The organism is Kitasatospora sp. NPDC087861, from assembly GCF_044742585.1.
GTDB lineage: Bacteria > Actinomycetota > Actinomycetes > Streptomycetales > Streptomycetaceae > Kitasatospora.
Genome location: NZ_JBIUUS010000004.1, coordinates 143169 through 165811 on the forward strand (window position 1 = coordinate 143169; position 22643 = coordinate 165811).

A 22643-nucleotide genomic window follows, 5' to 3' on the forward strand; every position below is an offset into this window, starting at 1 on the left:
GTTCGGGAGTTTCGGCCGGTCAGCCGACCGCACGAACCGCCGTCCACGACACGTCAACGAGGGGAACGTTAGTGAATCTGCGCGCTCTCACCAGGGGAGACGCCGCCGTCGCAGGCGCGGCCGTCCTGCTTTTCATCGCCTCCTTCCTGCCTTACTGGACGGTGGACTGCACCGGCCGGTACTGCGACGGTGCGTCGCAGAACGCGTGGAGCACCCAGCTGTTCCCCATCCTGCCCTCGATCTACCTCCTCGGCATCGCCGCCGCGGTGCTGATCCTGCTGCACCGCTTCCAGGGCGCGGCCGCGGCTGGGCGCCAGGTGCTCGGCCTGCGGCTGGACCAGTGGGGCATCGCGTTCGCCGTCACAGCGCTGTGGACGGCGCTCTGGTCGCTGGGCGGCGGCCCGTCCGGCGGCAGCTTCGGCCACGGCTTCGGCGCCTGGCTGGGCCTGATCGCGCTGATCGTGCTGGCCGGTGCGGCCGCGGCCGCGCCGCTGGTGCCGGCGCTGAAGGCCCCGCTGGTCACCGACCGCCCGGCCGCCGTCCCCTACCAGGGCGGTTACCCGGCCCCGGGTCAGCCCGGCCAGCCGCAGCCCGGCCAGTACGGCTACCCGGCCCCGGGCCAGGACCCGAACCAGGCCCCGGCGTACGGCGCCCAGCCGGGCGGCTACGGCTACCCGGCGGCCGGCCAGCCGCAGCCGGGCCAGCCGGTGCAGACCGGTCAGCCGCAGGACGCGGCAGCCCCGGCCCCGCAGCCGGTCCCGGTCGCGCAGCAGCAGCCGGCCCCGGCGGCCCCCGCGGCCGACTTCGCGCCGTTCTGGTTCGCCGTCCCGGCCCCGCGTCCGCTGGCCCCGAAGGACAACCCGGGGGGCGCCCCGGTCGGCGAGCTGGTGCCCGGCACCTGGTACCTGGCGGTCGAGCAGCGCGGCAGCGCGCTGGTCGCCCAGCTGCAGGACGGCAACGTCGGCCTGCTGAGCGACACCTCGGGCATCCAGCGCGGCTGACGCCCCCGGTACGACGAAGGGGCGGGACCGGATCTCTCCGGTCCCGCCCCTTCGCGCTGTCCGTACGGACCCAGTCGTCCTGCCCGCACGGGCCTCAGCAGCAGTCCTCGACCACCAGCCCGGCAGGCAGGTGCTCCCCGCCGAACACCGCGACCGTCGCCGGGTCGCCGCCGAGCGCGGCCACCGCGAGCAGCAGCGCGCCGGCCGTCCAGGTGGTGCGCTCCTCCGGCCAGACGGCGTCGTCCTCGAAGACGTACCCGGTCCAGTACGAGCCGTCCTCGTGCCGCAGGTGCCGCTGGATCCAGCGCAGGATCTCCACCGCGCGGTCGGAGCGCCCGACCGCCCAGAGCGCCAGGGCGAGTTCGGCGCTCTCGCCGCCGGTCACCCACGGGCGGTCGCTGACGCAGCGCACGCCGAGGCCGGGGACGACGAAGCGGTCCCACTCCCGGTCGATCCGCTCCAGCGCCGCGTCGCCGCGCAGTCCGGTGCCGAGCACCGGGTAGTACCAGTCCATGGAGTAGCGGCCCTTGTCGAGGAACCGCTCGGGGTGGCGGGCGACGGCGTGCCCCAGCCGGCCGGCCGCGAGCTCCCAGTCGGGCTGCGGCTCCTCCAGGTACTCGGCGATGGCCAGGCCGCAGCGCAGCGCGTGCAGGATGCTGGACGAGCCGGTGAGCAGCGCCTCGTCGGTGGCGGTGCCGTCCTCGTCGAGGCGCCAGGCGATCGGGCCGCCGGGCAGCCGCAGGCGGACGATGAAGTCCAGGGCGCGCCGGACGACGGGCCAGATCCACTCCAGGAAGGCGTCGTCGCCGGCGCTGAGGTGGTGGTGCCAGACCCCGACGGCCACGTAGGCGCAGAAGTTGGTCTCCTTGGCCCGGTCGGTGACCACGCCGTCGGTGTAGGCGGCGTACCAGGAGCCGTCCGGGTTCTGGTTGGCGGCGAGCCAGCGGTAGGCGGCCTCGGCGGCGGCGTGCTCGCCGGCGGTGTCGAGGGCCATCGCGGCCTCGGTGTGGTCCCAGGGGTCGAGGTGGTGGCCGGCGAACCAGGGTATGGCGCCGTCGGGGCGCTGCTCGGCCAGGATGCTGCGGACGGTGCCGGCGGCCTGGTCGGCGTCGAGCACCCCGTCGAGCAGCAGCACCTCGGGGACGGCGGCGGTCATGCGCCCACGCGCCGGGGCTTGGACGCGTACGCCACGAAGCTCTTGCCGATGACGGGGTTGAGCGCCCGCTCGGCGGCCTTGGTGAGCGTGCTGATCACCGGGGTGCCGACGATGTCCCAGACCAGCAGCTGGTGGTACGCCTTGACCGGCAGCGCCTTGTCGTTGTTCACGCCGACCGCGCACTTGATCCACCAGTACGGCGAGTGCAGCGCGTGCGCGTGGTGGGTGCCGTAGGGCTCCAGGCCCGCGTCCTTGAGCTTGCCGAGCAGTTCGTCGCCCCGGTAGATCCGGATGTGGCCGCCCTCGACCTCGTGGTACTCGTCGGACAGCGTCCAGCAGATCTTCTCGGGCAGCCAGCGCGGCACGGTGACGGCGAGCAGCCCGCCCGGCTTGAGGACCCGGAACATCTCGTTGAGCACGCCCTTGTCATCGGGTATGTGCTCCATCACCTCGGAGATGATGATCTTGTCGAAGTACTCGTCCTCGAACGGCAGCGCCAGCGCGTTGCCCTCCATCGCGACCGCCGACGCGCCCTCCGGGGCCTCGCCGGCCTGCTCCATCGCGGCGAACCACTTCGTGACCTCGGCGATCTCCTCGGCGTTCTGGTCGAGGGCGATCACGTTGGCGCCGCGGCGGTAGCACTCGAACGCGTGCCGGCCCCCGCCGCAACCCAGGTCGAGCACCCGGTCGCCGGGGGCGAGCGGGAAGCGCGAGAAATCGACGGTCAGCACTGCAGGGCTCCCATTCCTATTGCTACCACGCGAACTTGACGCCGCGTCAGATCGATCCCGCGCCGGGCCGGCGGCCGGGGGCTCAGGGCACGTACCGCCAGCCCGGACCGGAGCGGGCCCGGGCGCCGGCCCCGGTGGCGATCGCCGCGCGGTAGGCCTCGGCGGTCAACTCGGCGGCTCGCTCCCAGGTGAACCGGGCCAGCACCCGCGCGCGGCCGGCCGCGCCGAGCCGGGCGCGCAGCTCCGGGTCGTCCAGCAGTCGACCGAGCGCCGCCGCCAGCAGGTCCGCCTCCCCCGGCGGCACGGCCAGGCAGGTCTCCCCGTCCGGCCCGGCCACCTCGGGGATCGCGCCGCCGGTGGTGGCGACCAGCGGGGTGCCGGTGGCCATCGCCTCGGCGGCGGGCAGCGAGAAGCCCTCGTACAGCGACGGCACGCAGGCCACCTCGGCAGAGCGGTAGAGGTCGACCAGCTCCCGGTCGGTCAGCCCGCTGCGGAACTCGATGTGCTCGGCCAGCCCGAAGCGGCGCACCGCCTCGGCCACCGGGCCGTCCTCCTTCTGCGGCTTGCCGACCACCACCAGGTGCGCGGGGCGCTCGGTGCGCACCTTCGCCAGCGCCTCGACCAGGAACACCAGACCCTTGAGCGGGACGTCCGCGCTGGAGGTGGTGACGATCCGTCCGGGCACCCGGGCGACCGTCTCGGAGGGCGACCAGAGCCGGGTGTCGGCGCCGATCGGCACCACCGAGATCGCGCCGGGCGCGGCGCCCAGGTGCTCGGCGATCTCGCGCTGCGAGGTGCCGGAGACGGTGATGACGTGGTCCAGCCGGGCGGCGACCCGGCGCTGCATCCGGGTGAAGGCGTACCAGCGGCGCAGCGACAGCCGGCGCACCCGGGTGTCGGCCGCGTCCAGTTCCAACCGCCGGTCCACGGTGATCGGGTGATGGATCGTGGTGACCAGCGGGAAGCCGTGCCGGGCCAGGCCGAGCAGGCCGTAGCCGAGGGTCTGGTTGTCGTGCACCACGTCGTAGCGGCCCTTGTGCCGGGCCAGGTACTGACGGGCCCGCAGCGAGAAGGTCAGCGGCTCGGGGAAGCCGCCGGTGCGCATGGTGGCGAACTCCAGCACGTCCACCGGGCCGCGGAACTCGCCGCGGGCGGGCGTGCGGAACGGGTCGTCGGCGCGGTAGAGGTCCAGGCTGGGCAGCTCGACCAGGCGCACCGAGCCGGGGCCGTCGACCTCGTCCAGCACGGGGTACGGCTGGGCACCGATCACGTCCACGTGGTGGCCGAGCCTGGCCAGCTCCCGGGAGAGGTGCCGTACGTACACGCCCTGACCGCCGCAGAAGGGGTCCCCGCGGTACGACAGCAGGGCAATCCGCAGCGGCTGCGCGGTCATCCTCGGGCCCTCATCTCTAGCTGCTATCTGTGCTGCCGGTCGCTAAAGTAGATCAGGTTTCAGTGGCTGGGGAACTCGTCATCGACCATGTGAACAATGAGAGACCTCGAAGATACCGGCCCGTAGCTTTCGCTCCGGAGTCAGGGCTGGTGATTCCCGCCACGCCGATCCTGCCGACCTTGTGGAGCACGCCGCCACCCACGCGCCCCGGGAGCACTCCTTGCCGCCGCCGACCACCTCCGTGAACCCCGCCGCGCCGCCACCCGCCCAACCGGGTGAGCCGCCGCTGACCGCCCGCCAGGCCGAACGCCGGCGCCGGATCCTGCGGGCCGCCACCGCCCTGGCCGCCCGGGGCGGGTACGAGGCGGTGCAGATGCGGGAGGTCGCGGAGAGCGCACAGGTCGCCCTCGGCACGCTCTACCGGTACTTCCCGTCCAAGGTGCACCTGCTGGTCGCGGTCATGCTGGAGCAGTTGCAGGGCCTCCAGGAGCACATCCGGCGGCACCCGCCGACCGACCCCGAACCGGCCCCGCGCGTCGCCGACACGCTCACCCGGGCCTTCCACGCGCTCCAGCGCGAACCGCTGCTGGCCGAGGCGATGGTCCGGGCGCTGTCCTTCGCCGACCGCTCCGTCGGCGCCGAGGTCGACCAGGTCAGCACCGCCACCGGGCAGCTCATCCTGGACGCCATCGGCCAGTCCGGGCCGCCCAGCGAGAGCCAGCGTGCGGCCGTCCGGGTGATCGAGCACACCTGGCACTCGGCGCTGGTCGCCTGGCTCTCCGGCCGCGCCTCGATCGCCGAGGTCCGGGCCGACCTGCACACCGCGGCCCGGCTGCTCACGCTGCCCTGAACCGGCTCCGACTGGAACCTGTTCCTCCTCCGGCGGGCCATCGCGGCCGCCCCGGCGGTTAGAGTCGACGGGCAGCACAACTTCATCCCGCTCCTCCCCCGGGGGAAGCCGGTGCGAATCCGGCGCTGACCCCGCAACCGTGAGCCCGGTGCCCGTGACGGCCCGGGCGAGTCGGACCGCCCGTGGAGGGGCGAGCGGCCCGCCCGGGCCCGCCACGCGCACCGCCCGGCACCGTCGAGGACTACGGAACGGCCCCGCCAGGCCACCACCGCTCACCGAAAGGCACATCTCCACCATGCTCACCGCCGCCCGCCTGGGCGCCGCCGCCCTGTCCGCCGCGCTGCTCGCCGGCGCCACCGCCGGACCGGCCCTCGCCGACAGCCCCACGCCGACCGCCGCGGCCGTCCCCGACGGCCTGTACGGCAAGGGCGACCCGACGTACGACGGCGTCTGGCGGCAGTCCCTCGCCCTCACCGCGCTCGCGGCGGCCGAGGTCACCCCGGCGGACTCCGCCGTCGGCTGGCTCACCGGGCAGCAGTGCGAGGACGGCGGCTGGCCCTCGTTCCGGGCCGCCGGGGCCGCCTGCGACGCCAAGACCGAGGACAGCAACGCCACCGCCGTCGCCGTCCAGGCGCTCGTCGCGCTCGGCGGGCACCAGGAGGCCGTCGACAAGGGCGTCCAGTGGCTCAAGGCCACCCAGAACGCCGACGGCAGCTGGCCCTACAACCCCGGCAGCCCCGGCGACGCCAACTCCACCGGCCTCGCCGTGAACGCCCTGTTCGCCGCCAAGGCCGACCCGGCGAGCGTCGCCAAGGCCGGCAGGAACGCCTACGACGGGCTCGCCCTCTTCCAGCTCGGCTGCGCCGCCCCCGCCGACCAGCGCGGCGCCTTCGCCTACCAGCCCGACCCGAGCGGCGCCCTCGCCCCCAACGCCCTCGCCAGCGCCCAGGCCTCGCTCGCCGCGGCCGGCGGCCACCTCCCGGTCGCCACCACGGTCCGCGCCGACGCCGCCCCCAAGGCGCTCACCTGCCAGGACGGCGCCCCCTCCGCGCCGGTCCCGCACGCCGACTCGGGCGAGGCCGCCGGGGCGTACCTCGCCGCCCAGCTCGCCGCGGGCGACCACCACCTGACCCTCACCACCCCCGGCGCCGCCCCGACGCCCGACTACAACGCCACCGCCTGGGCCGCCCTCGGCCTCATCCAGAGCGGCCACCCCCAGCAGGCCGCCGGCGCCGTCGACTGGCTCGCCAAGGAAGGCGCCACCTGGACCAAGGGCGGCACCGACGCCGCCGCCACCGCCAGCCTGCTGCTCGTCACCCAGGCCGCCCACGGCGACACCGGCGCCCTGACCGGCCGGCTCACCGCGCTCGGCCCGGCGCCCAAGGCGACCGCCGGCCCGGCCGCCACCACGGGGGCCTCGAAGAAGAACGACGGCATGGGCCAGTACTGGCCGATCATCGTCGGCCTGCTCGTCGGCGTCGGCGGCGGCATCCTGCTCAGCCTCCAGCGCAAGCGCGGCCGGCAGCTGTGACACCCCACCCGGGCCGGCGCCGCGCCGGCCGCCGTTCGCTGGTGGCCCTGCTCGCCGGCGTGGTGGCGCTCCTGGCCGCCGCCGCGCCCGCGCAGGCGGCGGCCGGGTACCGGTACTGGTCGTTCTGGCGCGGCACCGACGGCGGGTGGGCGTACCAGCAGCAGGGCCCGGCGGTGTCCGTGCCGCCGGACGGCGCCGTGGACGGCTGGCGCTTCGCGGTGAGTCCGGACGGCGGGCAGCAGGCCGCGCAGCCCCGGGCGGCGAGCGGCTTCGCCGCCGTCTGCGCCGACACGCCCGCGCAGCCGGGCCGCAAGCGGGTCGCCGTCGTGCTGGACTTCGGCACCGCCGCCGACTCCGGCTCCGCCGAGGCGCCGCCCGAGCAGCGGAACGCGTGTGCCACCGTCGTCCCGAACGCCACCTCGGCCGAGGTGCTGGCCGCCGTCGCCCCGCCGCTGCGCTACGACGGCAACGGTCTGCTCTGCGCCATCGCGGGCTTCCCGAAGGCCGGTTGCGCCGAGCAGCTCGGCGCCGCCGCCGAGCCGTCCGCCCCCGAGGCCGGCGGCGACGGCGGCGGTCCGGACGTCGGCCTGATCGCCGGTGGCGCGCTGCTCGCCGTGCTGGCCGGCGGCGCCGGCTGGCAGGCACGCCGCCGCCGCACCTCCTGAACCGCCCGGAAGACCGAGCCCCAGAACACCCACCTGGACTGATCCATGCGCACCGCCCGGAGCACCCGCCCGCCCACCGGTCCCCGCCAACTGCACCCCGGGGCCTGGTGGTTGTGGGCGCTCGGGCTGGGCGCGGCGGCGACCCGCAGCACCAATCCGGCGATCCTGCTGCTGCTCGCCGCCGTCGCCGGGTACGTGGTCGCGGCCCGGCGTGGCGACGCGCCCTGGTCGCGTTCGTACGGGGCGTTCCTGCGGCTGGGCCTGCTGGTGCTGGGCATCCGGCTGGTGTTCGCCGTCCTGCTCGGCTCGCCGATCCCGGGCACGCACGTGCTGTTCACGCTGCCCGAAGTGCCGCTCCCCACCTGGGCGCAGGGGGTACGGATCGGCGGCCGGGTGACCGTCGAGGGCCTGCTCGCGGCACTGTACGACGGGCTGCGCCTGGCCACCCTGCTGGTCTGCGTGGGCGCCGCGAACGCGCTGGCCAGCCCGGCCCGGCTGCTGCGCGCCCTGCCCGGCGCACTCTACGAGGCGGGCGTGGCGGTGGTGGTGGCGATGACCTTCGCGCCGAACCTGGTCGCGGACGTCCGCCGCCTGCGCGCCGCCCGCCGTCTGCGCGGCCGTACGGACAAGGGCGTCGCCGCCGTGCTGAGCGTCGGACTCCCCGTCCTGGAGGGCGCGTTGGAGCGCTCCATCGCGCTGGCCGCCGCGATGGACACCCGCGGGTTCGGCCGCACCGCCGACGTCCCGCGCCGACTCGCCCGGGCGACGGCCGCGCTCACCCTGGCCGGCCTGCTCGGGATCTGCCTGGCCGCGTACGGGCTGCTGACCGCCGGCGGCGCCGGCTGGGCGCCGCCGGTACTGCTGCTGGGCCTGGCCGCCGCCTTCGCCGGGCTGCTGCTCGGCAGCCGGCGATCCGTCAGAACGCGCTACCGGCCGGACCCCTGGGCGCTGCCCGAGTGGCTGACCGCCGGTTCGGGGGCCGCCGTCGCCGGACTGGTCGGCTACCTCTCCACGCAGGATCCGGCCGCCTTCGCCCCCACCGTCGTCCCGCCGACCGTCCCCGTGCTGCCGCTGGCCGCCGTCCTGGCCGTCCTGCTCGGCCTGGTACCGGCGTTCGCCGCCCCGACCCCGCCCCGGAGGGCTTCGTGATCACCTTCGAGCAGGTCTCCGTCCGGTACGCGGACGCCGCCGCACCCGCCGTCGAGGGCGTCGACCTGACCGTCCCCGAGGGCGAACTCTGCCTGCTGGTCGGCCCGTCGGGCTCCGGCAAGTCCACCCTGCTGGGCGCGGTGAGCGGGCTCGTCCCGCACTTCACCGGCGGCACCCTGCACGGCCGGGTGACCGTCGGCGGCCGGGACACCCGCGAGCACCGGCCGCGTGAACTCGCCGACCTGGTCGGCACGGTGGGGCAGGACCCGCTGGCGCACTTCGTCACCGACACCGTGGAGGACGAACTCGCCTACGGCATGGAGTCGCTGGGCCTGCCCGCCGACGTGATGCGGCGCCGGGTCGAGGAGACCCTGGACCTGCTCGGCCTCGCCGACCTGCGCGACCGCGCCCTCACCTCGCTCTCCGGCGGCCAGCAGCAGCGCGTCGCGATCGGCTCGGTGCTCACCGTGCACCCGCGCGTGCTGGTCCTGGACGAGCCCACCTCGGCGCTCGACCCGGGCGCGGCGGAGGAGGTGCTGGCCGTCCTGCAGCGGCTGGTGCACGACCTCGGCACCACCGTGCTGATGGCCGAGCACCGGCTGGAGCGGGTCGTCCAGTACGCCGACCAGGTGCTGCTGCTGACCCCGGGAGCCGCGCCCGTCCTCGGCGAACCGGCCGAGGTGATGGCGCACTCGCCGGTGCACCCGCCGGTGGTCGGCCTCGGCCGGCTCGCCGGCTGGCGGCCGCTGCCGCTGTCCGTCCGTGACGCCCGCCGCAAGGCCGCCGGGCTGCGGGAACGCCTCGACGGCCGCCGCCCGGGCGCCGCCCCCGCCCCGACGGGCGCACCGATCGCCACCGTCGCCCGCCTCGCCGTCCGGCGCGGTCCCGTCCAGGCCCTGCGCGGTGTCGACCTGGTGCTGCGCCCCGGCGGGATCACCGCCCTGATGGGCCGCAACGGCGCCGGCAAGTCCACCCTGCTGGGCAGCCTGGTCGGCCTGCACACCCCCGCCTCCGGCGCCGTGACGGTCGGCGGCCGCACTCCGCACCGCACCCGCCCGGCCGAACTGATCCGCGAGGTCGGCCTCGTCCCCCAGGACCCGCGCGACCTCCTCTACGGCGAGAGCGTCACCGCCGAGTGCGCCGCCGCCGACACCGACGCGGGCGCCGCCCCCGGCACCTGCCGCGCCCTGGTCGAACGGCTGCTGCCCGGCATCGCCGACACCGCCCACCCGCGCGACCTCTCCGAAGGCCAGCGGCTCACCCTGGCCCTGGCCGTCGTGCTCACCGCCCGGCCCCCGCTGCTGCTGCTCGACGAGCCGACCCGCGGCCTGGACTACGCCGCCAAGGCCCGGCTGGTGGAGATCCTGCGCGACCTCGCCGCCGAGGGCCACGCCGTCCTGCTGGCCACCCACGACGTCGAGCTCGCCGCCGAACTCGCACACCGCACGGTGATCCTGGCCGAGGGCGAGATCGTCGCCGACGGCCCGACGGCGGAGGTGGTGGTCTCCTCCCCCGCCTTCGCCCCGCAGGTCGCCAAGGTGCTCGCGCCCGGCCCGTGGCTCACCGTCCACCAGGTCGCGGAGGCACTGAGCGCATGAGCCGCCCCGTCCCCCTCGGCCGCCGTTCCCGGGCGGCCCTGTTGCTGGTCTCGCTGGTCGGCGTCGCCGCCTTCGGCTGGCCGCTGCTCGCCTCCACCGAGTCCGCCCTGGTCGGCCACGCCACCGACGCCCCCTGGCTGTTCGCGCTGCTGCTGCCCCTGCTGCTCGCCGTCGTCATCGCCCAGATCTCCGAGGGCCGTACGGCGGGCGGCGGCGCACCCGGGCTGGACGCCAAGTCCGTCGCCCTGCTCGGGGTGCTGGCGGCGGCGGGCGCGGCGCTGCGGCCGCTCGGCGCGGGCACGGCGGGCCTGGAGCCGATGTTCTTCCTGATGGTGCTGTCGGGGCGGGTGCTCGGCCCGGGCTTCGGCTTCGTCCTCGGCGCGCTGTCGATGTTCGCCTCCGCGCTGCTGACCGGCGGCGTCGGGCCGTGGCTGCCGTTCCAGATGCTCGCCATGGGCTGGGTCTGCCTCGGCGCGGGCCTGCTCCCGGGCGCGGCGGGTCTGCGCGGCCGGCGCGAACTCGCCCTGCTGGCCGGGTACGGCGCGCTGTCGTCCGTCCTCTACGGCACGATCATGAACCTCCAGGGCTGGCCGTACATCGCGGGCCTGTCCGGTTCCATCTCCTTCGTCCCCGGGGACCCGCTGCCCGCCAACCTGGTTCGCTTCGCCGCCTACTGCCTCACCACGTCCCTCGGGTGGGACCTCCCCCGCGCCGCCCTCACGGTCGTCCTCTGCCTCACCCTCGGCACCTCCGTCCTGCGGGCGCTGCGCCGCACCACCCGCCGCGCCGCCTTCGACGCACCGGTGACCTTCCGGCCGCCGAGCGGGTGAACCCCCGCTCCCCGGCCGCGCCGCGCACCGCCGACGGCCCGATGCGTCCACGATCATCTCGACCGTGATCAGAACCCTCGCCCGCACCACGGTCGTCGCCGGGACGACCCTCACCCTCGCCGTCGCCCTCGCGTCCCCCGCCGCTGCCGTCACCTTCATCGGCCGCGACGTGCCCACCACCGTGACCATCGCCCCCGGCCGGACCGCCGCCGTGCCGTGGACGTACCAGAACACCGGCGGCCCCGGCCTCCTCCCGCCCTCCGGCATGACCGCCGTCTTCACCGCACCCGGCAACACCACCTTCGCCCCGCAGGCCACCGTCCCCACCCAGTACAGCGGCGACGGCTCCTCCTGGGGCACCAACAACGTCGGCCTGCGCAACTGCGCGCTCGGCACCGGGAACCGCACCCTGACCTGCGAGGGCTACGGCCTCAACGGGAGCCGCAGCGGCTGGCCGTCCAACGGGTACTTCCGCTTCCTGCCGCAGGTCACCGTCGATGCCACGGCGCCCGCCGACACCACGCTCCCGCGCGGCAACGGCAGCTTCCGCTACACCGACCCCAACAACGGCACCGTCTACACGATCGACAACGGGACCCTCAACGTCGCCACCCCGCCCCGGGTCCCGACCGGGATGTGCCTGGACGTGGGCAACACCCGGTTCAACGCCGACAACGTCCGGATCTGGCAGTGCCTGGACCACACCAACCAGCGCTTCGTCCTCGACGACGGCCGGGTCAAGGTCGCCGACACCGTGGGCTCCGGGCAGGAGATGTGCCTCGACGCCGACGACACCGGCTTCAACGGGGACAACGTCCGCATCTGGGCCTGCGAGTACTCGCGGGCCGCCATCGCCAACCAGACCTGGCTGCTGCGCCAGGGCTCGTTCGTCCTGCAGTCGACGGCGGGCAGCGATCAGGAGATGTGCCTGGACGTCGGTACCACGCGCACCAACGGCGACAACGCCTTCATCTACCAGTGCGGCGCCGGCAACCCGGACCAGAAGTTCCTCGTCGAGAACGGCTACCTCAAGGTCCGCGACACCGTCTGACACTCACCGCACGGCCGCCCCGCGACCGCGGCGGGCCGCCCGCACCTGGTGTCCCGCCCAGGGCACTCATGGCGGCGCGGCCCGTCCGTCCCTGCTCGGGACCAGGGTGGTCATGAGGTCGAAGCCGGTCGGCAGGAAGGGGCCGTGGTAGACGCACTGGTGCAGGTTCAGGTACCGGCCTGCCGGGGGCGGCGGAGCGGTGTCGGCGGCGGCGACGGGAGCCGGGCCGACCAGGACGGCGACGGACAGGGCGGCGCCGGCGAGGGCGGCGGAGCGTGGGGACAGACGCATGGGGGAACGTCTCCGTGGTCCGGTGCGGCCGCTCCGAACGGGCGGCCGTCACACACGAGGCTTCCCCGGGCGCCCGGTGTCCCCGGCTGCCGCCCGGGAACTTCACCTGAACGACCGGCCGCCCGCACGGGCCGGTCCGGACAGCTGCCGGGCGAGGCCCCGCCCGTGGGCGGCCGCCCCCTCAACTGGCCTGCCCAGCGGCCATGCTGAGGGCCCGCGAGCCACCTGGCGGGGCTCCGGCCACGCGGATCCATCATCTGGATGCGCGGCGCCCGGGAGCACTGTGACGGCAGACTCCAGGACGTGCGGGTCACTCGCCCTGACCGGCACTTCCCATCGGGCCGACCTTCACCGGGGAGCCGGCGCCGCTCGTGACGGGCAGCGTGCCGGCACCCGGCCAGGGAAGGGTGACCGGCTTCGTCTCGTCCGGCGGGGTCACCACCAGCCCCGTGACGCGGACACCGGAGCCGCCCGACTTGTTGAGCGGGTAGCTGATGCCGAAGAACGTCGACTTCCCGTTCTTGACGACGCCCGGAACGACCGGCTCACCGGAGCGCTTCGCGGACAGCGACCCCGCGTTGGTCTTCAGGTCGACGCCCGCGTACCCGGAGATCGCGCAGTCCCGGCCGCTGTGGTTCTTCAGCTCCACCACGACGGTGCCGTCGGTGTCGCCGTCGATCGTGCGCTCCACCGCCGTGATCTCCAGGTCGTCGGTGCGGCACTTGCCGCCCTTGCCGTTGTCGGTGGAGCTGGTCCCGGCAGCCGTACCCGTCCCGCCGGAGACCGTCCCACCGGAGCCCGACCCGCCGCCCGAGGTGGACGCGGCAGGCGCGGCAGGCGCGGCGGGCGGGGCGGGCGGGGCGGGCGGGGTGCGCGCGGACGACGCGGTGGACGCAGACGACGCGGTGGACGCAGACGACGCGGTGGGCGCGGTGGGCGCGGCGGACACAGTGGACGCGGACGACGGCTTGCTCTGCCCCGTGCCGCCGTCGTCGTTCTGACAGGCCGTCAACGAGAAGCTCGCGGCAACGGCCAGGGCTGCGAAGGGGAGCTTGTAAACGCGCATCGTTTCTTCCTCAGTATCGGTTGCCGGTGCCGGGCGCTCGGTACGGGTCGGTACGAGCGGGCGTTTCTGATCACCAGGACCCACCCGCCCGGCGAGCCGTTCCGCCCAACCACCCCCCAATACAGTGCTGTTACACGCGCAGCCAGGGACCACGCCCACCACCACCGGGCGCACCCCGCCGGGATGCGCCGCCGGCCAGCCGGGACGGCGGTTCCCGCCACCGTTCCGCACCCGTTCGCGGCCGTCGCCCGCTGGGACAGACCCGTGACCCGAAGGAACTTGACTCGTGCTCAGGCGATCAGTTCGCCAAGCAGCTCGGGGGCGGCCGACAGCTCCCCGGCCAGCTCGATCGCGCGCTCGTAGCTGTCGACGTCGATCACCATCCAGCCGGCGATGAGGTCCTTGGTCTCGGCGAACGGGCCGTCGGTGACCGGCGGGCGCCCCTCACCGTCGTACCGGACCCACGCCCCCTCGGGGGCGAGCGCCAGGCCGTCGACGAACTCGCCGGTCCGCTCCAGTCGGGCCGCGAAGTCGTACATGTACTGCATGTGCGCCGAGATCTCCTCCGGCGTCCACTGGTCCATGGGCACGTTGTTGACCGGGGCCGGAGCGCCGCGGTAGTGCTTGAGCAGCAGGTACTTGGCCATCGTGGTTCTCCTCGGTACTGGTGCGACCCGTTGTGGTCGCGTTCACCACGGGGACGGAGCCGGGCGCGGGTTCTCGACATCGCCGTCCGAACTTTTTTCGACACTTTCCGGCCGCCGTTCCCGCCGGCCACCGGGTGCGCCCGCGCCGGGCCGCGGGCCGCGAGCGCCTTGGTGTCGCAGAGCAGCTGCGGAACGGGGGCGGCGTTCGGTTCGGAGGGGGTGGGGTGGTCGCTCGGCATCCCCCGGACGGTAGCGCGGGTTCGACGTCACCCGAACAAGGCGGCCTGGCGCCACCAATCCAATGGATCATCACATTTACCCCTTGCCATTCGGATTGTTCGTGCAACCCCTCTCCATCTGTGGCTAGCATGTGGGGCGCATTTCGTCCGGAAACAAATTTCCCCGCCGGGTTGGCGTAGAACCACGGAATTTCCTTTGGTCGGATTTTCGCATTTCCCGATTTCCTCTTGCGCCGCCGACTCGATCCGCCACAGCAGAAGGAGAACTCTTGCGCGCGTTCGGAAAACACGTCCACTCCGTCAGCAGCCGTCCGACCCCGGGCGACCTCGCCCTGCCACCGGGCCTGCCCTACCCCGACGGCTGGTCCGCGCTCGCCTTCAGCGCCGAGCTGAAGCCCGGCACGGTGCTCACCCGCCAACTGGCCGGCGAGGACGTCGTGCTGTACCGGCTGCGGAACGGCCGCATCCGGGCGACCCGTCCGTACTGCCCGCACCTGGGGGCCCATCTCGGCCTCGCCGAGGTCGACGGGAACGACCTCGTCTGCCCCTTCCACCGCTTCGCCTTCGACCCGGACGGCCGGTGCGTGCGCACCGGTTACGGCACCACGCCGCCGAAGGCCGCCCTGGCACAGCTGCCGGTGCGCGAGGTGAACGACGCCGTCTTCGTCTGGCGCCATCACGACGGCCGGCAGCCGGACTGGGAGATCCCGGCGTGGCACGCCCTCGGCGACCAGCCGCCGCAGCACGCCGCCTGGGAGATGCCCGGCTATGCGCAGGACGTCATGGAGAACGCCGTGGACCTGGGCCACTTCCTCACCCTCCACGGTTGGACCCGGGGCGAGTTGGCGGCACCGGTCGCCTTCGACGGCGTGACGTTCCACGTCTCGATGCGGGTGCAGGAGGAGTTCCCGATCCTGGGCCGGCGCCAGGTCGAGATCGAGGTGGACGGCTACGGCCTCAGCTGCCTGCACAGCGACGTGCGCACGCCCGCCCTCGGACTGGAGATGTGCTCCCTGGTGATGGCCACCATGGTCGCCCCCGGCCGGATGCAGTTCAGGCAGGCGAGCCGGTTCTCCTTCGCGCCGCCGGCCGCCCTGCCGCCCGCGCTCGGCAGGACGGTCAGCCGGTCGCTCTCGCGGCTGCTGTCGGGCCTGATGTTCAAGTGGAGCTGCGAGTTCACCGCGGCCGACTTCCCGATCTGGTCCACCAAGAAGTACCTGTCGCCGCCGCGACTCGCCCCCGGCGACGGCCCGATCGGCGCCCTGCGGCACTGGGCCCGGCAGTTCTACCCGCAGGACCACGACCGCCAGGAACGCCTCCCCACGCCGACCACCGCCGCACGCCAGAACGGCCGCAGCACCCCGAGCGCAACCACCAAGCCGTGAGCGCCCGGCCCTCCACGCCGCCCGCCCCTTCGACTCAATACCCGTGTCAATGCGGCAGTTTGAGGCAGAAATCAGTGGAACCCGACCGCGATCGCTCCGTAGGCTCGACGGTCATGGTTGATCTCTACGCTCCGACCCATCCCTACGACACCGGGTTCCTCGACACCGGAGACGGCAACCGCATCTACTACGAGCAGTACGGCAACCCCGAAGGCAAGCCCGCCGTGCACGTCCACGGCGGCCCGGGCGGGGGCGCGCCGCGGGGCCCGATGCGGGCCTGGGATCCCGAGCGCTACCGCGTCGTCCGTTTCGATCAGCGCAACTGCGGTCGCAGTACCCCGCACGCCAGCGACCCTGCCGTGGACATGAGTCTGAACACCACCTGGCACCTGGTCGACGACATGGAGCGGCTGCGCGAGCACCTCGGCATCGAGAAGTGGTTGCTCAACGGCGTCTCCTGGGGCACCACGCTCGCCCTGGCCTATGCGCAGCAGCACCCCGAGCGGGTCACCGAGATCGTCTTCCTGGCGGTGACGACGAGCAGCCGCACAGGGCTCGACTGGCTCTACCGGGGCGCCGGGCGGTTCCAGCCCGAGGCGTGGGACCGGTTCCGCGACGGCGTCCCCGAGGGCGAGCGGGACGGCGACCTGCTCGCGGCCTACGCGCGGCTGATGGAGCACCCCGATCGTGCCGTCCGGGAGAAGGCCGCCGTCGACTGGCTCACCTGGGAGGACGCGGTCGTCTCCACCGAGCCCAACGGCGTGCCCGGCATGTACAGCGACCAGGAGGTCGACGAGCAGATCGCGTTCGTCCGGATCTGCGCCCACTTCTTCAGCAACGGCGCCTGGCTGGAGGAGGACCAACTCCTGCGCAACGCCCACAAACTGGCCGGAATCCCGGCGGTCCTGGTGCAGGGCCGGCACGACATGGGCTGCCCGGTCCAGGCCGTGTGGGAACTCGCCAAGGCCTGGCCCGACGCGCGACTCCACATCATCGAGGACGCCGGACACGCCGGAAGCCCCACGACGCACCAGACGGTGCGGACGGCCATCGAGGAGTTCAAGAACCGCTGACCCTCCGCGGACGCCCACGCGCGGGGGCCCGGGAGAAACATTGCTACTTCCGGGCCCCTCCGACGTCGCCGTCCAGGACCAACTCACCTCCGGCGCCCTGGTCCGGTTCCCCCTCCGGCCCCCCGCCCTGCGCCTCCGGCCGGTCTGGCGCGCCGACCGCGCATCCGTCCCGGGCCTGCGCGAGGTCCTCCAGACCGCCACGGCCTGAGCGGGCCCCGGGCCGGAGGCGGCGGCCGGACCGAGTCGCGGTCGGCCTCAGAGGGGTCGGTTATGGTGGGTGGGCCCAGACGCTGACGACGGAACGATCTGGTCTATCTCAACGAGGTGCCATCGCAGTGCGGGAGTTCGGTCTTACACGGTGGGCGCGGCGGGAAAAAACGGAGGAGTCCACCGGCGCCTCGGCACCCACAAGACCGAAGTCCTGGACCATCGTAGCGGCCGTCGTGGCAGGGGTGTCACTGGCGGCTTTCGCCATCGTGCGCCACTTCTTCCACGCGGCGACCATGGTCGACATGCTCGTGTACCGGGCCGAGGGCGCCGCGGTCGTCCACGGCCAGGACCTGTACGCGATGCGGCTGCCCGGCTGGGACCTGCCGGCCACCTACCCGCCCTTCGCCGCGATGCTCTTCGTGCCGAGCACCTGGTTCGACGTGAGCACCCTGCGGGTCCTGGTGATGCTCCTCAACCTCGCCCTGCTCGCCCTGGCCGTCCACCTCTCCCTCCGGCTGATCGGGTGGCCCGCCGCCCGCCACCGTCCGGCCGCCGTCCTGCTCGCGACGGGCCTGAGCGTCTGGCTGGAGCCGGTGTACACCACCTTCCAGTACGGCCAGGTCAACCTCGCCATCCTGTGCCTGGTCCTGTGGGACCTGACCCGGCCCGACGGCAGTCGCTTCAAGGGCGTGGGCATCGGCCTGGCCACCGCCATCAAGATCACCCCGGGCCTGTTCGCCGTGTACCTGCTGCTGACCGGGCGGATCAGGGCCGCCATGGTCTCGGGCGGCACGTTCCTGGCGGCCGGCCTGATCGGCTGGATCGCGCTGCCCGACGCCTCCTACGGATTCTGGACGAACTACCTGTGGGACCCGAGCCGGGTCGGCGTCACGGTCCTCATGGACAACCAGTCGCTCCGGGGAGCCATCTGCCGTCTGCTCGACGTCAACGACCCGGGCCTGGTCGGGCTCGCCGCCTCCGCGATCGTCGGGACGCTCGGCCTCGCGGTGGCCGTCCTCGCCGGGCGCTCCGCCCGGATCCTGCGCCGGGCCGACGCCTGGGGCGCGGTCTGCGCCGCGTTCACCGCGCTGCTGGTCTCGCCGATCAGCTGGACCCACCACTGGGTCTGGTGCATCCCCCTGATCGCGCTGCTGGTCGTGGAGGCCAGGACCAGGGCGCGCAAGGTGCTGCTCGGCGTGACGCTGGCGGTGTTCCTCTCCCACGCCATGTGGACGGCGCCCCACCGGTGGGGCCGCGGCGTCGCCTGGTACTGGCAGCTGCCCGGCTCGATCTACCCGCCCCTGGGCATCGCCGTCCTCACCGTGGTGGGGCTGCGGCTGTACCGCGCACGGCGCCAGGCCGACACCGGAACCGGAACCGGCTGGTCCCTCCCGCGCAGCAGGACCGACCGCGACGCCGCACTGACGAGTCAGGTCTGACGTGACCACCCAGACCGCGTCCGCACCGTCGCCGCCCGCCGCCGCGCCCGGTGTCCGCAAGCCCTCCCCGGCCCTCGTGCGCACACCGGCCCGGCGCACCGCGCTGCTCAGCGTCCTCTGCTTCGCCGTCATGTGCGCCATCGGCATGCAGGGCTGGACGTCCGTGTCGCTCGGCGGCTTCGACCTCGGCATCTTCGACCAGGGCGTGCGCGGGTACGCCCACTTCGGGCTGCCCGTCTCGTCGTTGAAGAGCTACCACCACGAGTTCCCGCCGGGCTTCTCCCTGCTGGGCGACCACTTCTCCCCGGTCCTGGCCCTCCTCGCGCCGCTGTACTGGATCTGGGACGACCCGCGCTCGCTGATCATCGGCCAGGCCCTGCTCTTCGCCGTCGGTGTACCACTGATCCGGCGGATCACCGCCCACTGCTTCGCCGCCGCAGAACCGAAGACCGCCCGTCGGGCCGCCGACCTCGCCGGCCTCGTCTACGCGCTCGGGTGGCCGCTGCTGGTCGCCTCCCGGGTCGGGTTCCACGAGGTCGCCTTCGCGGTCCCGCTGACCCTGCTGATGCTGGAGCGCGGCCTCGCGCGGAAGTACGGCACCGTGGTCCTCAGCGCCGTGCTGCTCTGCTGCACCAAGGAGGACCTCGGCCTCATGGTCGGGGCGTACGGCCTGGTGCTGCTGCTGCGCACCCGCGGTACGGACGACCGCGCCGGCCGCCGCACGGGCCTCGGCCTGCTGCTGGGCGGCCCGCTCGCCGCGGCGGTGGCGATCAAGTGGCTGATCCCGGCGATGGGCGGCGAGCCGGGCTACTACTGGAACTACGCCAAGCTCGGCTCCGACGGCGGCGATGCCGTCCGCAACCTGCTGCACGACCCGCTGCTCCTGGTGCAGGCCGCCTTCGACCAGCCGCTCAAGCCGCTGCTGCTGCTCTGGCTCTTCGGCACCATGTGCCTGCTGCCGCTGCGGTCGGCGACCGTGCTGTGCGCGCTCCCGCTCCTGGCCGAGCGGATCCTCTCCAGCAACCCCAACCACTGGTCGATCGCCCGCCACTACGACTCCATGCTCTGGCCGATCCTGCTCACGGCGGCCATCGAGGTGCTGGGCAGGCTGACCGCCGCCGAGCGGACCGCTCGGCGGGCCCGCACGCTGGGCCTGGCGACGGCGGGCTGCGCACTGGTCGCCGCCGTACCGCTCGGACTGATGCAGCTCGCCGTGCCGTCCTCCTGGCAGCCCAAACCGAGCGAGGCCGCCCTGGTACGGGCGGCCGCGCTGATCCCCGACGGCGCCTCGGTCGAGGCCGACAACCAGATCGCGCCGCGGCTGACCGCCAGGACGGACGTGGTCCTGGTGGACGAGACCCCACGAGGACGCGAGTACGTGCTCACCCGCTCCAACAAGCGCTCGTTCCCCTTCGCCACGGACACGCAGCAGGCGGAGCGGATCCAGCTCCTCCTGGACCACGGGTACCGGCAGATCTGGTCCGAGGACGGCGTCTCCCTCCTCCACCGCGAGAGCACCGCCCCCATCCCCGGCGAACACGTCCCGGGCCCGGACAGCAAGCCCACCCAGGACCTGGTCCCCTCCGACGTGGGCCACAACCTCTTCCGCGGCTGACGCGCCCCGCGCGGTCGCGAAGCCGCGTCGGGCCCTCGACCGCCCCGGAAGGAGGGGTTCACCGGCCTTCGCCGGGAACCGCACCTTCACCGGGCCGGAAGAGGGCCCGACCGTCCGACCTACGGCCGGGCAGGCCCTGGCTAGGCGCCCTTGGGGCCGGTCTGCTGGACGACGTCGAAGGACCAGACGGTGGAACCGGAGGCGGCGGGCTTGGGCCGCTCGCCGCCTCCGCCGGTGCCCTGGTGCGCCGCCTTCATGGGGCCCTCCATCCAGGCCTGGAAGGAGGCCTCGTCGCGCCAGCGGGTGTAGACGAGGTAGTCGTCGGTGCCCTCGACCGGACGGAGGAGCTCGAACCACTCGAAGCCGTCCGAGTTCTCCACCGTGCCGGCCCGCGAGGCGAAGCGCTGCTCCAGCACCTCGCGCTGCTCGGCCGGGACCGTCAGTACGTTGATCTTAACGATGCTACTCACATGGCACCTCTCATCATTAGGCCCGCTACCTGGGCACATAACCTTGACCACGTGCGAGCAGTCTCCTACATACGACAGTCAAAGAAGCGTGAGGACGACTCGCAGGCTTCGCCGGCTGCCCAGCGAACGAAGACCGAAGCCCTGATCGTCGCGAAGGGCTGGGAGAACAACGGCCACTTCGAAGACGTCGGCAAGTCGGGTTGGGACCCCAACGTCACTCGACCCGGGTTCGAAGAGATGATGGCGGCCGTCCGCGCCGGTCAGGTTGACGCCGTGGTCGTGTTCTCCCTCTCCCGCCTCACCAGGCAGGGCGCTTTGGAGGCCATGAAGATCAACGAGGAGTTGGCCCGGTACGGCGTGCGCCTGGTCTCGGTCGAAGAGCCCTACCTCGACACCTCCACCCCGATGGGCGTTGCCATCTTCGGTCTGATCGCCGCACTGGCTCAGCAGGAATCCGACCTCAAGTCCGCCTACGTCGCGGCGACCAAGGAGACGCTACGCGCGGCCGGGAGCCACGTTTCCGGCATCCCGCCGTACGGCTTCCGGACGGTCCGGGAGCAGCGCGGCGAACTGTCCGTGATGCGACTGATTCCTGACCCGATCGAGGCGCCACACGTGCGTGACATGGCCCGTTGGGCTGCCGATGGCATGTCCGCCGGAGACATAGCGCGTCAGCTCACCAAGTCGAACGCACCGACCAAGGTGACCACGCTGGGCGACAAGGGCACCAAACGCCTTGAAGCACGCCGCGCGAACGGCTCGTCCAAGAGCCTCGCTGGCCCCGGCTGGACGACCTCCACCGTCCTGCGCATTCTCCGAGACCCCCGGCTGGCCGGGTACGCCATGATCTGGGAAGGCCGGAAGCCGCGCACGAAGGACGAGGACGGCAACGTGGTCCCCGGAACACAGGGCAAGCGGACCGTTCTGCGCGGAGACGACGGCTCTCCCGTGGTGTCGCACGACGGCATCATCACGGCAGTGGAGTGGTGGACTCTCCAAGAGATCCTGAACGGCCGCTCGAAGGTCGTCGCCCGCTCTGGCCGTCGCGTCCCGACGCTGCTCGCTGGCCACGGAATGCTGTTCTGCGACGTCTGCGGTTCAGTCATGGTGGCGGACGACAGGGGCGACGACGAGAACCCCAAGCTCTACTACAAGTGCAACCGCCCCGCCGGTGTCGTCCCCGGGCACGGCGGTTTGGTCATCGACGCAACGGCTGCGGACTACGAGGTGGCCAGCTCCGTTTGGGCGCGTCTGACAGCCATGGACCCGGCGGACGAGGACGACGCAGAGTGGCTGATGGAGGCTGCTCGCCGGTTCACCCGCCAGCAGCAGGACCCGACTCATGATGCCGAACAGGCCGCATCAGAAGCCGAGTTGGTCCACGTGCGCGAAGCACTTCGAACGCTGTACCAGGATCGGCAGGAGGGTCTGTACGTCGGCGAGACCGGCAATCGGATATTCGCCGAATCAGTCGCCCGGCTGGCGGCTCACGAGGAGCGCGTTTCCGCGCGGGTCGAAGAGTTCCGATCGGCAAGCAGCCGAACCGTCACGATCCCGACGGACTGGACAACGCCTGACAGCGACCCGATAGGCGACGGCTCAACCTGGGCGGGCATGACCCTTGAGCGCAAACGGGAGTTCCTGTCGCTGTTCGTGGACTCGGTCCGGATCACCAAGGCGATAGGCAGGGGCCGGAACGCAAACACCCGGGACCGCGTAGTCATCAGGTGGGCCGAGAAGCCGTCCGCCGACTAACGCCAGAGGGCCCCGGCAGCCCTTGAGGCCCATGCAACGCCCCGTCTGACCAAAATCGGTCGGGCGGGGCTTATTCGCGCCCCCTGGGGCCCCGTGGGGCTTTTGGGTGTGCGGGCGGCCAGGAAGGCGGTGCGCTCCAGTGCGCACAGAAAGAGCGCGTGGTCCGCTGCACAACGCTTGGGTCACACTTTCCGGGAAAGTGTCCCGCTTGCGCTGTTACGTCGCTTTCTCCGGACAATCTCTGATCCCTACAGATATCAAAGGGCCAAGTATCGACCCCTGTCTCGAATGGTGAGATCCGAAGCCCTCAAGGTGAAGGACTGGTGAAGATTCGCCCAGCCCTTGTCCCGATTCATCCGCTTACAAGGGCTTTGTCTGGAAATCGTCGGCCTCCACAAGGAGGGGGAGGACTTTTTGGCGGACTTCTTCCGCCCCCTTCCCCGTAGCCACAGTGACGCCAACCGCCGTGCCTCCGCCTCTCCCGTGACCGGGACCACC

General features: G+C 73.1%; 21 protein-coding genes and 1 riboswitch. Of the genes, 14 read left to right on the plus strand and 7 right to left on the minus strand.

Annotation, left to right across the window (positions count from 1 at the left end):
• Positions 1-71 precede the first annotated feature (71 nt).
• The gene (locus ACIOJE_RS07925) at positions 72-1001 is read left to right on the plus strand and encodes a hypothetical protein (RefSeq protein WP_400774202.1); all 930 of its coding nucleotides are present in this window, start codon (positions 72-74) and stop codon (positions 999-1001) included.
• Between the two features lie 94 nt (positions 1002-1095).
• Here the strand turns inward: ACIOJE_RS07925 and ACIOJE_RS07930 are convergent, their stop codons facing one another.
• The 3 genes from ACIOJE_RS07930 to ACIOJE_RS07940 form a co-directional block, all read right to left on the minus strand.
• On the minus strand, positions 1096-2157 hold the full coding sequence (locus ACIOJE_RS07930; RefSeq protein WP_280685599.1) for a prenyltransferase: 1062 nt from the start codon (positions 2155-2157) through the stop codon (positions 1096-1098).
• A complete protein-coding gene (locus ACIOJE_RS07935; protein ID WP_280685598.1) occupies positions 2154-2888 on the minus strand; it encodes a class I SAM-dependent methyltransferase in 735 nt (244 codons plus the stop codon). Before ACIOJE_RS07935 ends, ACIOJE_RS07930 begins: the two co-directional genes overlap by 4 nt.
• A gap of 82 nt (positions 2889-2970) precedes the next feature.
• Positions 2971-4281 carry a glycosyltransferase family 4 protein gene (locus tag ACIOJE_RS07940; RefSeq protein WP_400774205.1) on the minus strand — a complete coding sequence of 437 codons (1311 nt, stop codon included), beginning with the start codon at positions 4279-4281 and terminating at the stop codon, positions 2971-2973.
• Between the two features lie 241 nt (positions 4282-4522).
• Here ACIOJE_RS07940 and ACIOJE_RS07945 point away from each other — a divergent pair, with 241 nt between their 5' ends.
• The 7 genes from ACIOJE_RS07945 (at position 4523) to ACIOJE_RS07975 (ending at position 11955) form a co-directional block, all read left to right on the plus strand.
• A complete protein-coding gene (locus ACIOJE_RS07945; RefSeq protein ID WP_400774629.1) occupies positions 4523-5131 on the plus strand; it encodes a TetR family transcriptional regulator in 609 nt (202 codons plus the stop codon).
• Between the two features lie 102 nt (positions 5132-5233).
• Positions 5234-5309: riboswitch (cobalamin riboswitch) on the plus strand.
• Between the two features lie 117 nt (positions 5310-5426).
• The gene (locus ACIOJE_RS07950) at positions 5427-6662 is read left to right on the plus strand and encodes a prenyltransferase/squalene oxidase repeat-containing protein (protein ID WP_400774208.1); all 1236 of its coding nucleotides are present in this window, start codon (positions 5427-5429) and stop codon (positions 6660-6662) included.
• The gene (locus ACIOJE_RS07955; RefSeq protein WP_400774211.1) at positions 6659-7327 is read left to right on the plus strand and encodes an SCO2322 family protein; all 669 of its coding nucleotides are present in this window, start codon (positions 6659-6661) and stop codon (positions 7325-7327) included. The genes ACIOJE_RS07950 and ACIOJE_RS07955 overlap by 4 nt, the downstream gene beginning before the upstream one ends.
• A gap of 45 nt (positions 7328-7372) precedes the next feature.
• Entirely contained in the window at positions 7373-8476 is a 1104-nt protein-coding gene (locus ACIOJE_RS07960; RefSeq protein ID WP_400774213.1) for a CbiQ family ECF transporter T component, read from the plus strand.
• Positions 8473-10074 carry an ABC transporter ATP-binding protein gene (locus ACIOJE_RS07965; protein ID WP_400774216.1) on the plus strand — a complete coding sequence of 534 codons (1602 nt, stop codon included), beginning with the start codon at positions 8473-8475 and terminating at the stop codon, positions 10072-10074. Before ACIOJE_RS07960 ends, ACIOJE_RS07965 begins: the two co-directional genes overlap by 4 nt.
• Positions 10071-10904, plus strand: coding sequence for an ECF transporter S component (locus ACIOJE_RS07970; RefSeq protein ID WP_400774219.1), 834 nt, complete (start codon positions 10071-10073; stop codon positions 10902-10904). Before ACIOJE_RS07965 ends, ACIOJE_RS07970 begins: the two co-directional genes overlap by 4 nt.
• A gap of 64 nt (positions 10905-10968) precedes the next feature.
• Entirely contained in the window at positions 10969-11955 is a 987-nt protein-coding gene (locus ACIOJE_RS07975; protein ID WP_400774222.1) for an RICIN domain-containing protein, read from the plus strand.
• A 66-nt stretch (positions 11956-12021) separates the two neighbouring features.
• Here ACIOJE_RS07975 and ACIOJE_RS07980 read toward each other — a convergent pair whose 3' ends face one another.
• The 3 genes from ACIOJE_RS07980 to ACIOJE_RS07990 all read right to left on the minus strand — a co-directional run bounded on the left by ACIOJE_RS07980 (position 12022) and on the right by ACIOJE_RS07990 (position 13959).
• Entirely contained in the window at positions 12022-12246 is a 225-nt protein-coding gene (locus tag ACIOJE_RS07980) for a hypothetical protein (RefSeq protein WP_400774224.1), read from the minus strand.
• Positions 12247-12556: 310 nt separating this feature from the next.
• Positions 12557-13312: a DUF4232 domain-containing protein gene (locus ACIOJE_RS07985; protein ID WP_400774227.1), complete on the minus strand. Its 756-nt coding sequence runs from the start codon at positions 13310-13312 to the stop codon at positions 12557-12559.
• A 290-nt stretch (positions 13313-13602) separates the two neighbouring features.
• Positions 13603-13959 (minus strand): YciI family protein, encoded by a 357-nt coding sequence (locus ACIOJE_RS07990; RefSeq protein ID WP_400774229.1) that lies wholly within the window; start codon positions 13957-13959, stop codon positions 13603-13605.
• Between the two features lie 508 nt (positions 13960-14467).
• Here ACIOJE_RS07990 and ACIOJE_RS07995 point away from each other — a divergent pair.
• The 5 genes from ACIOJE_RS07995 (at position 14468) to ACIOJE_RS08015 (ending at position 19920) form a co-directional block, all read left to right on the plus strand.
• On the plus strand, positions 14468-15583 hold the full coding sequence (locus ACIOJE_RS07995; protein ID WP_400774231.1) for a Rieske 2Fe-2S domain-containing protein: 1116 nt from the start codon (positions 14468-14470) through the stop codon (positions 15581-15583).
• A gap of 113 nt (positions 15584-15696) precedes the next feature.
• Entirely contained in the window at positions 15697-16656 is a 960-nt protein-coding gene (gene pip / locus ACIOJE_RS08000; protein ID WP_280685586.1) for a prolyl aminopeptidase, read from the plus strand.
• Positions 16657-16696: 40 nt separating this feature from the next.
• On the plus strand, positions 16697-16864 hold the full coding sequence (locus ACIOJE_RS08005; protein ID WP_400774235.1) for a hypothetical protein: 168 nt from the start codon (positions 16697-16699) through the stop codon (positions 16862-16864).
• Between the two features lie 235 nt (positions 16865-17099).
• Positions 17100-18305 (plus strand): glycosyltransferase 87 family protein, encoded by a 1206-nt coding sequence (locus tag ACIOJE_RS08010; protein WP_400774238.1) that lies wholly within the window; start codon positions 17100-17102, stop codon positions 18303-18305.
• A gap of 1 nt (position 18306) precedes the next feature.
• A complete protein-coding gene (locus ACIOJE_RS08015; protein WP_400774240.1) occupies positions 18307-19920 on the plus strand; it encodes a DUF2079 domain-containing protein in 1614 nt (537 codons plus the stop codon).
• A gap of 140 nt (positions 19921-20060) precedes the next feature.
• Here the strand turns inward: ACIOJE_RS08015 and ACIOJE_RS08020 are convergent, their stop codons facing one another.
• A complete protein-coding gene (locus ACIOJE_RS08020) occupies positions 20061-20390 on the minus strand; it encodes an antibiotic biosynthesis monooxygenase family protein (RefSeq protein ID WP_400774243.1) in 330 nt (109 codons plus the stop codon).
• Between the two features lie 51 nt (positions 20391-20441).
• Here ACIOJE_RS08020 and ACIOJE_RS08025 point away from each other — a divergent pair, with 51 nt between their 5' ends.
• Positions 20442-22145 (plus strand): recombinase family protein, encoded by a 1704-nt coding sequence (locus tag ACIOJE_RS08025; protein ID WP_400774245.1) that lies wholly within the window; start codon positions 20442-20444, stop codon positions 22143-22145.
• The last annotated feature ends 498 nt before the right edge of the window (positions 22146-22643 follow it).

Bases quoted from the DNA above. Each gene is read 5' to 3' on its own strand.
- ACIOJE_RS07930 (WP_280685599.1), bottom strand. From the start codon at position 2,157: ATGACCGCCGCCGTCCCCGAGGTGCTGCTGCTCGACGGGGTGCTCGAC.
- ACIOJE_RS07940 (WP_400774205.1), bottom strand. From the start codon at position 4,281: ATGACCGCGCAGCCGCTGCGGATTGCCCTGCTGTCGTACCGCGGGGAC.
- ACIOJE_RS07950 (WP_400774208.1), top strand. From the start codon at position 5,427: ATGCTCACCGCCGCCCGCCTGGGCGCCGCCGCCCTGTCCGCCGCGCTG.
- ACIOJE_RS07960 (WP_400774213.1), top strand. From the start codon at position 7,373: ATGCGCACCGCCCGGAGCACCCGCCCGCCCACCGGTCCCCGCCAACTG.
- ACIOJE_RS07970 (WP_400774219.1), top strand. From the start codon at position 10,071: ATGAGCCGCCCCGTCCCCCTCGGCCGCCGTTCCCGGGCGGCCCTGTTG.
- ACIOJE_RS07980 (WP_400774224.1), bottom strand. From the start codon at position 12,246: ATGCGTCTGTCCCCACGCTCCGCCGCCCTCGCCGGCGCCGCCCTGTCC.
- ACIOJE_RS07985 (WP_400774227.1), bottom strand. From the start codon at position 13,312: ATGCGCGTTTACAAGCTCCCCTTCGCAGCCCTGGCCGTTGCCGCGAGC.
- ACIOJE_RS07990 (WP_400774229.1), bottom strand. From the start codon at position 13,959: ATGGCCAAGTACCTGCTGCTCAAGCACTACCGCGGCGCTCCGGCCCCG.
- pip (WP_280685586.1), top strand. From the start codon at position 15,697: ATGGTTGATCTCTACGCTCCGACCCATCCCTACGACACCGGGTTCCTC.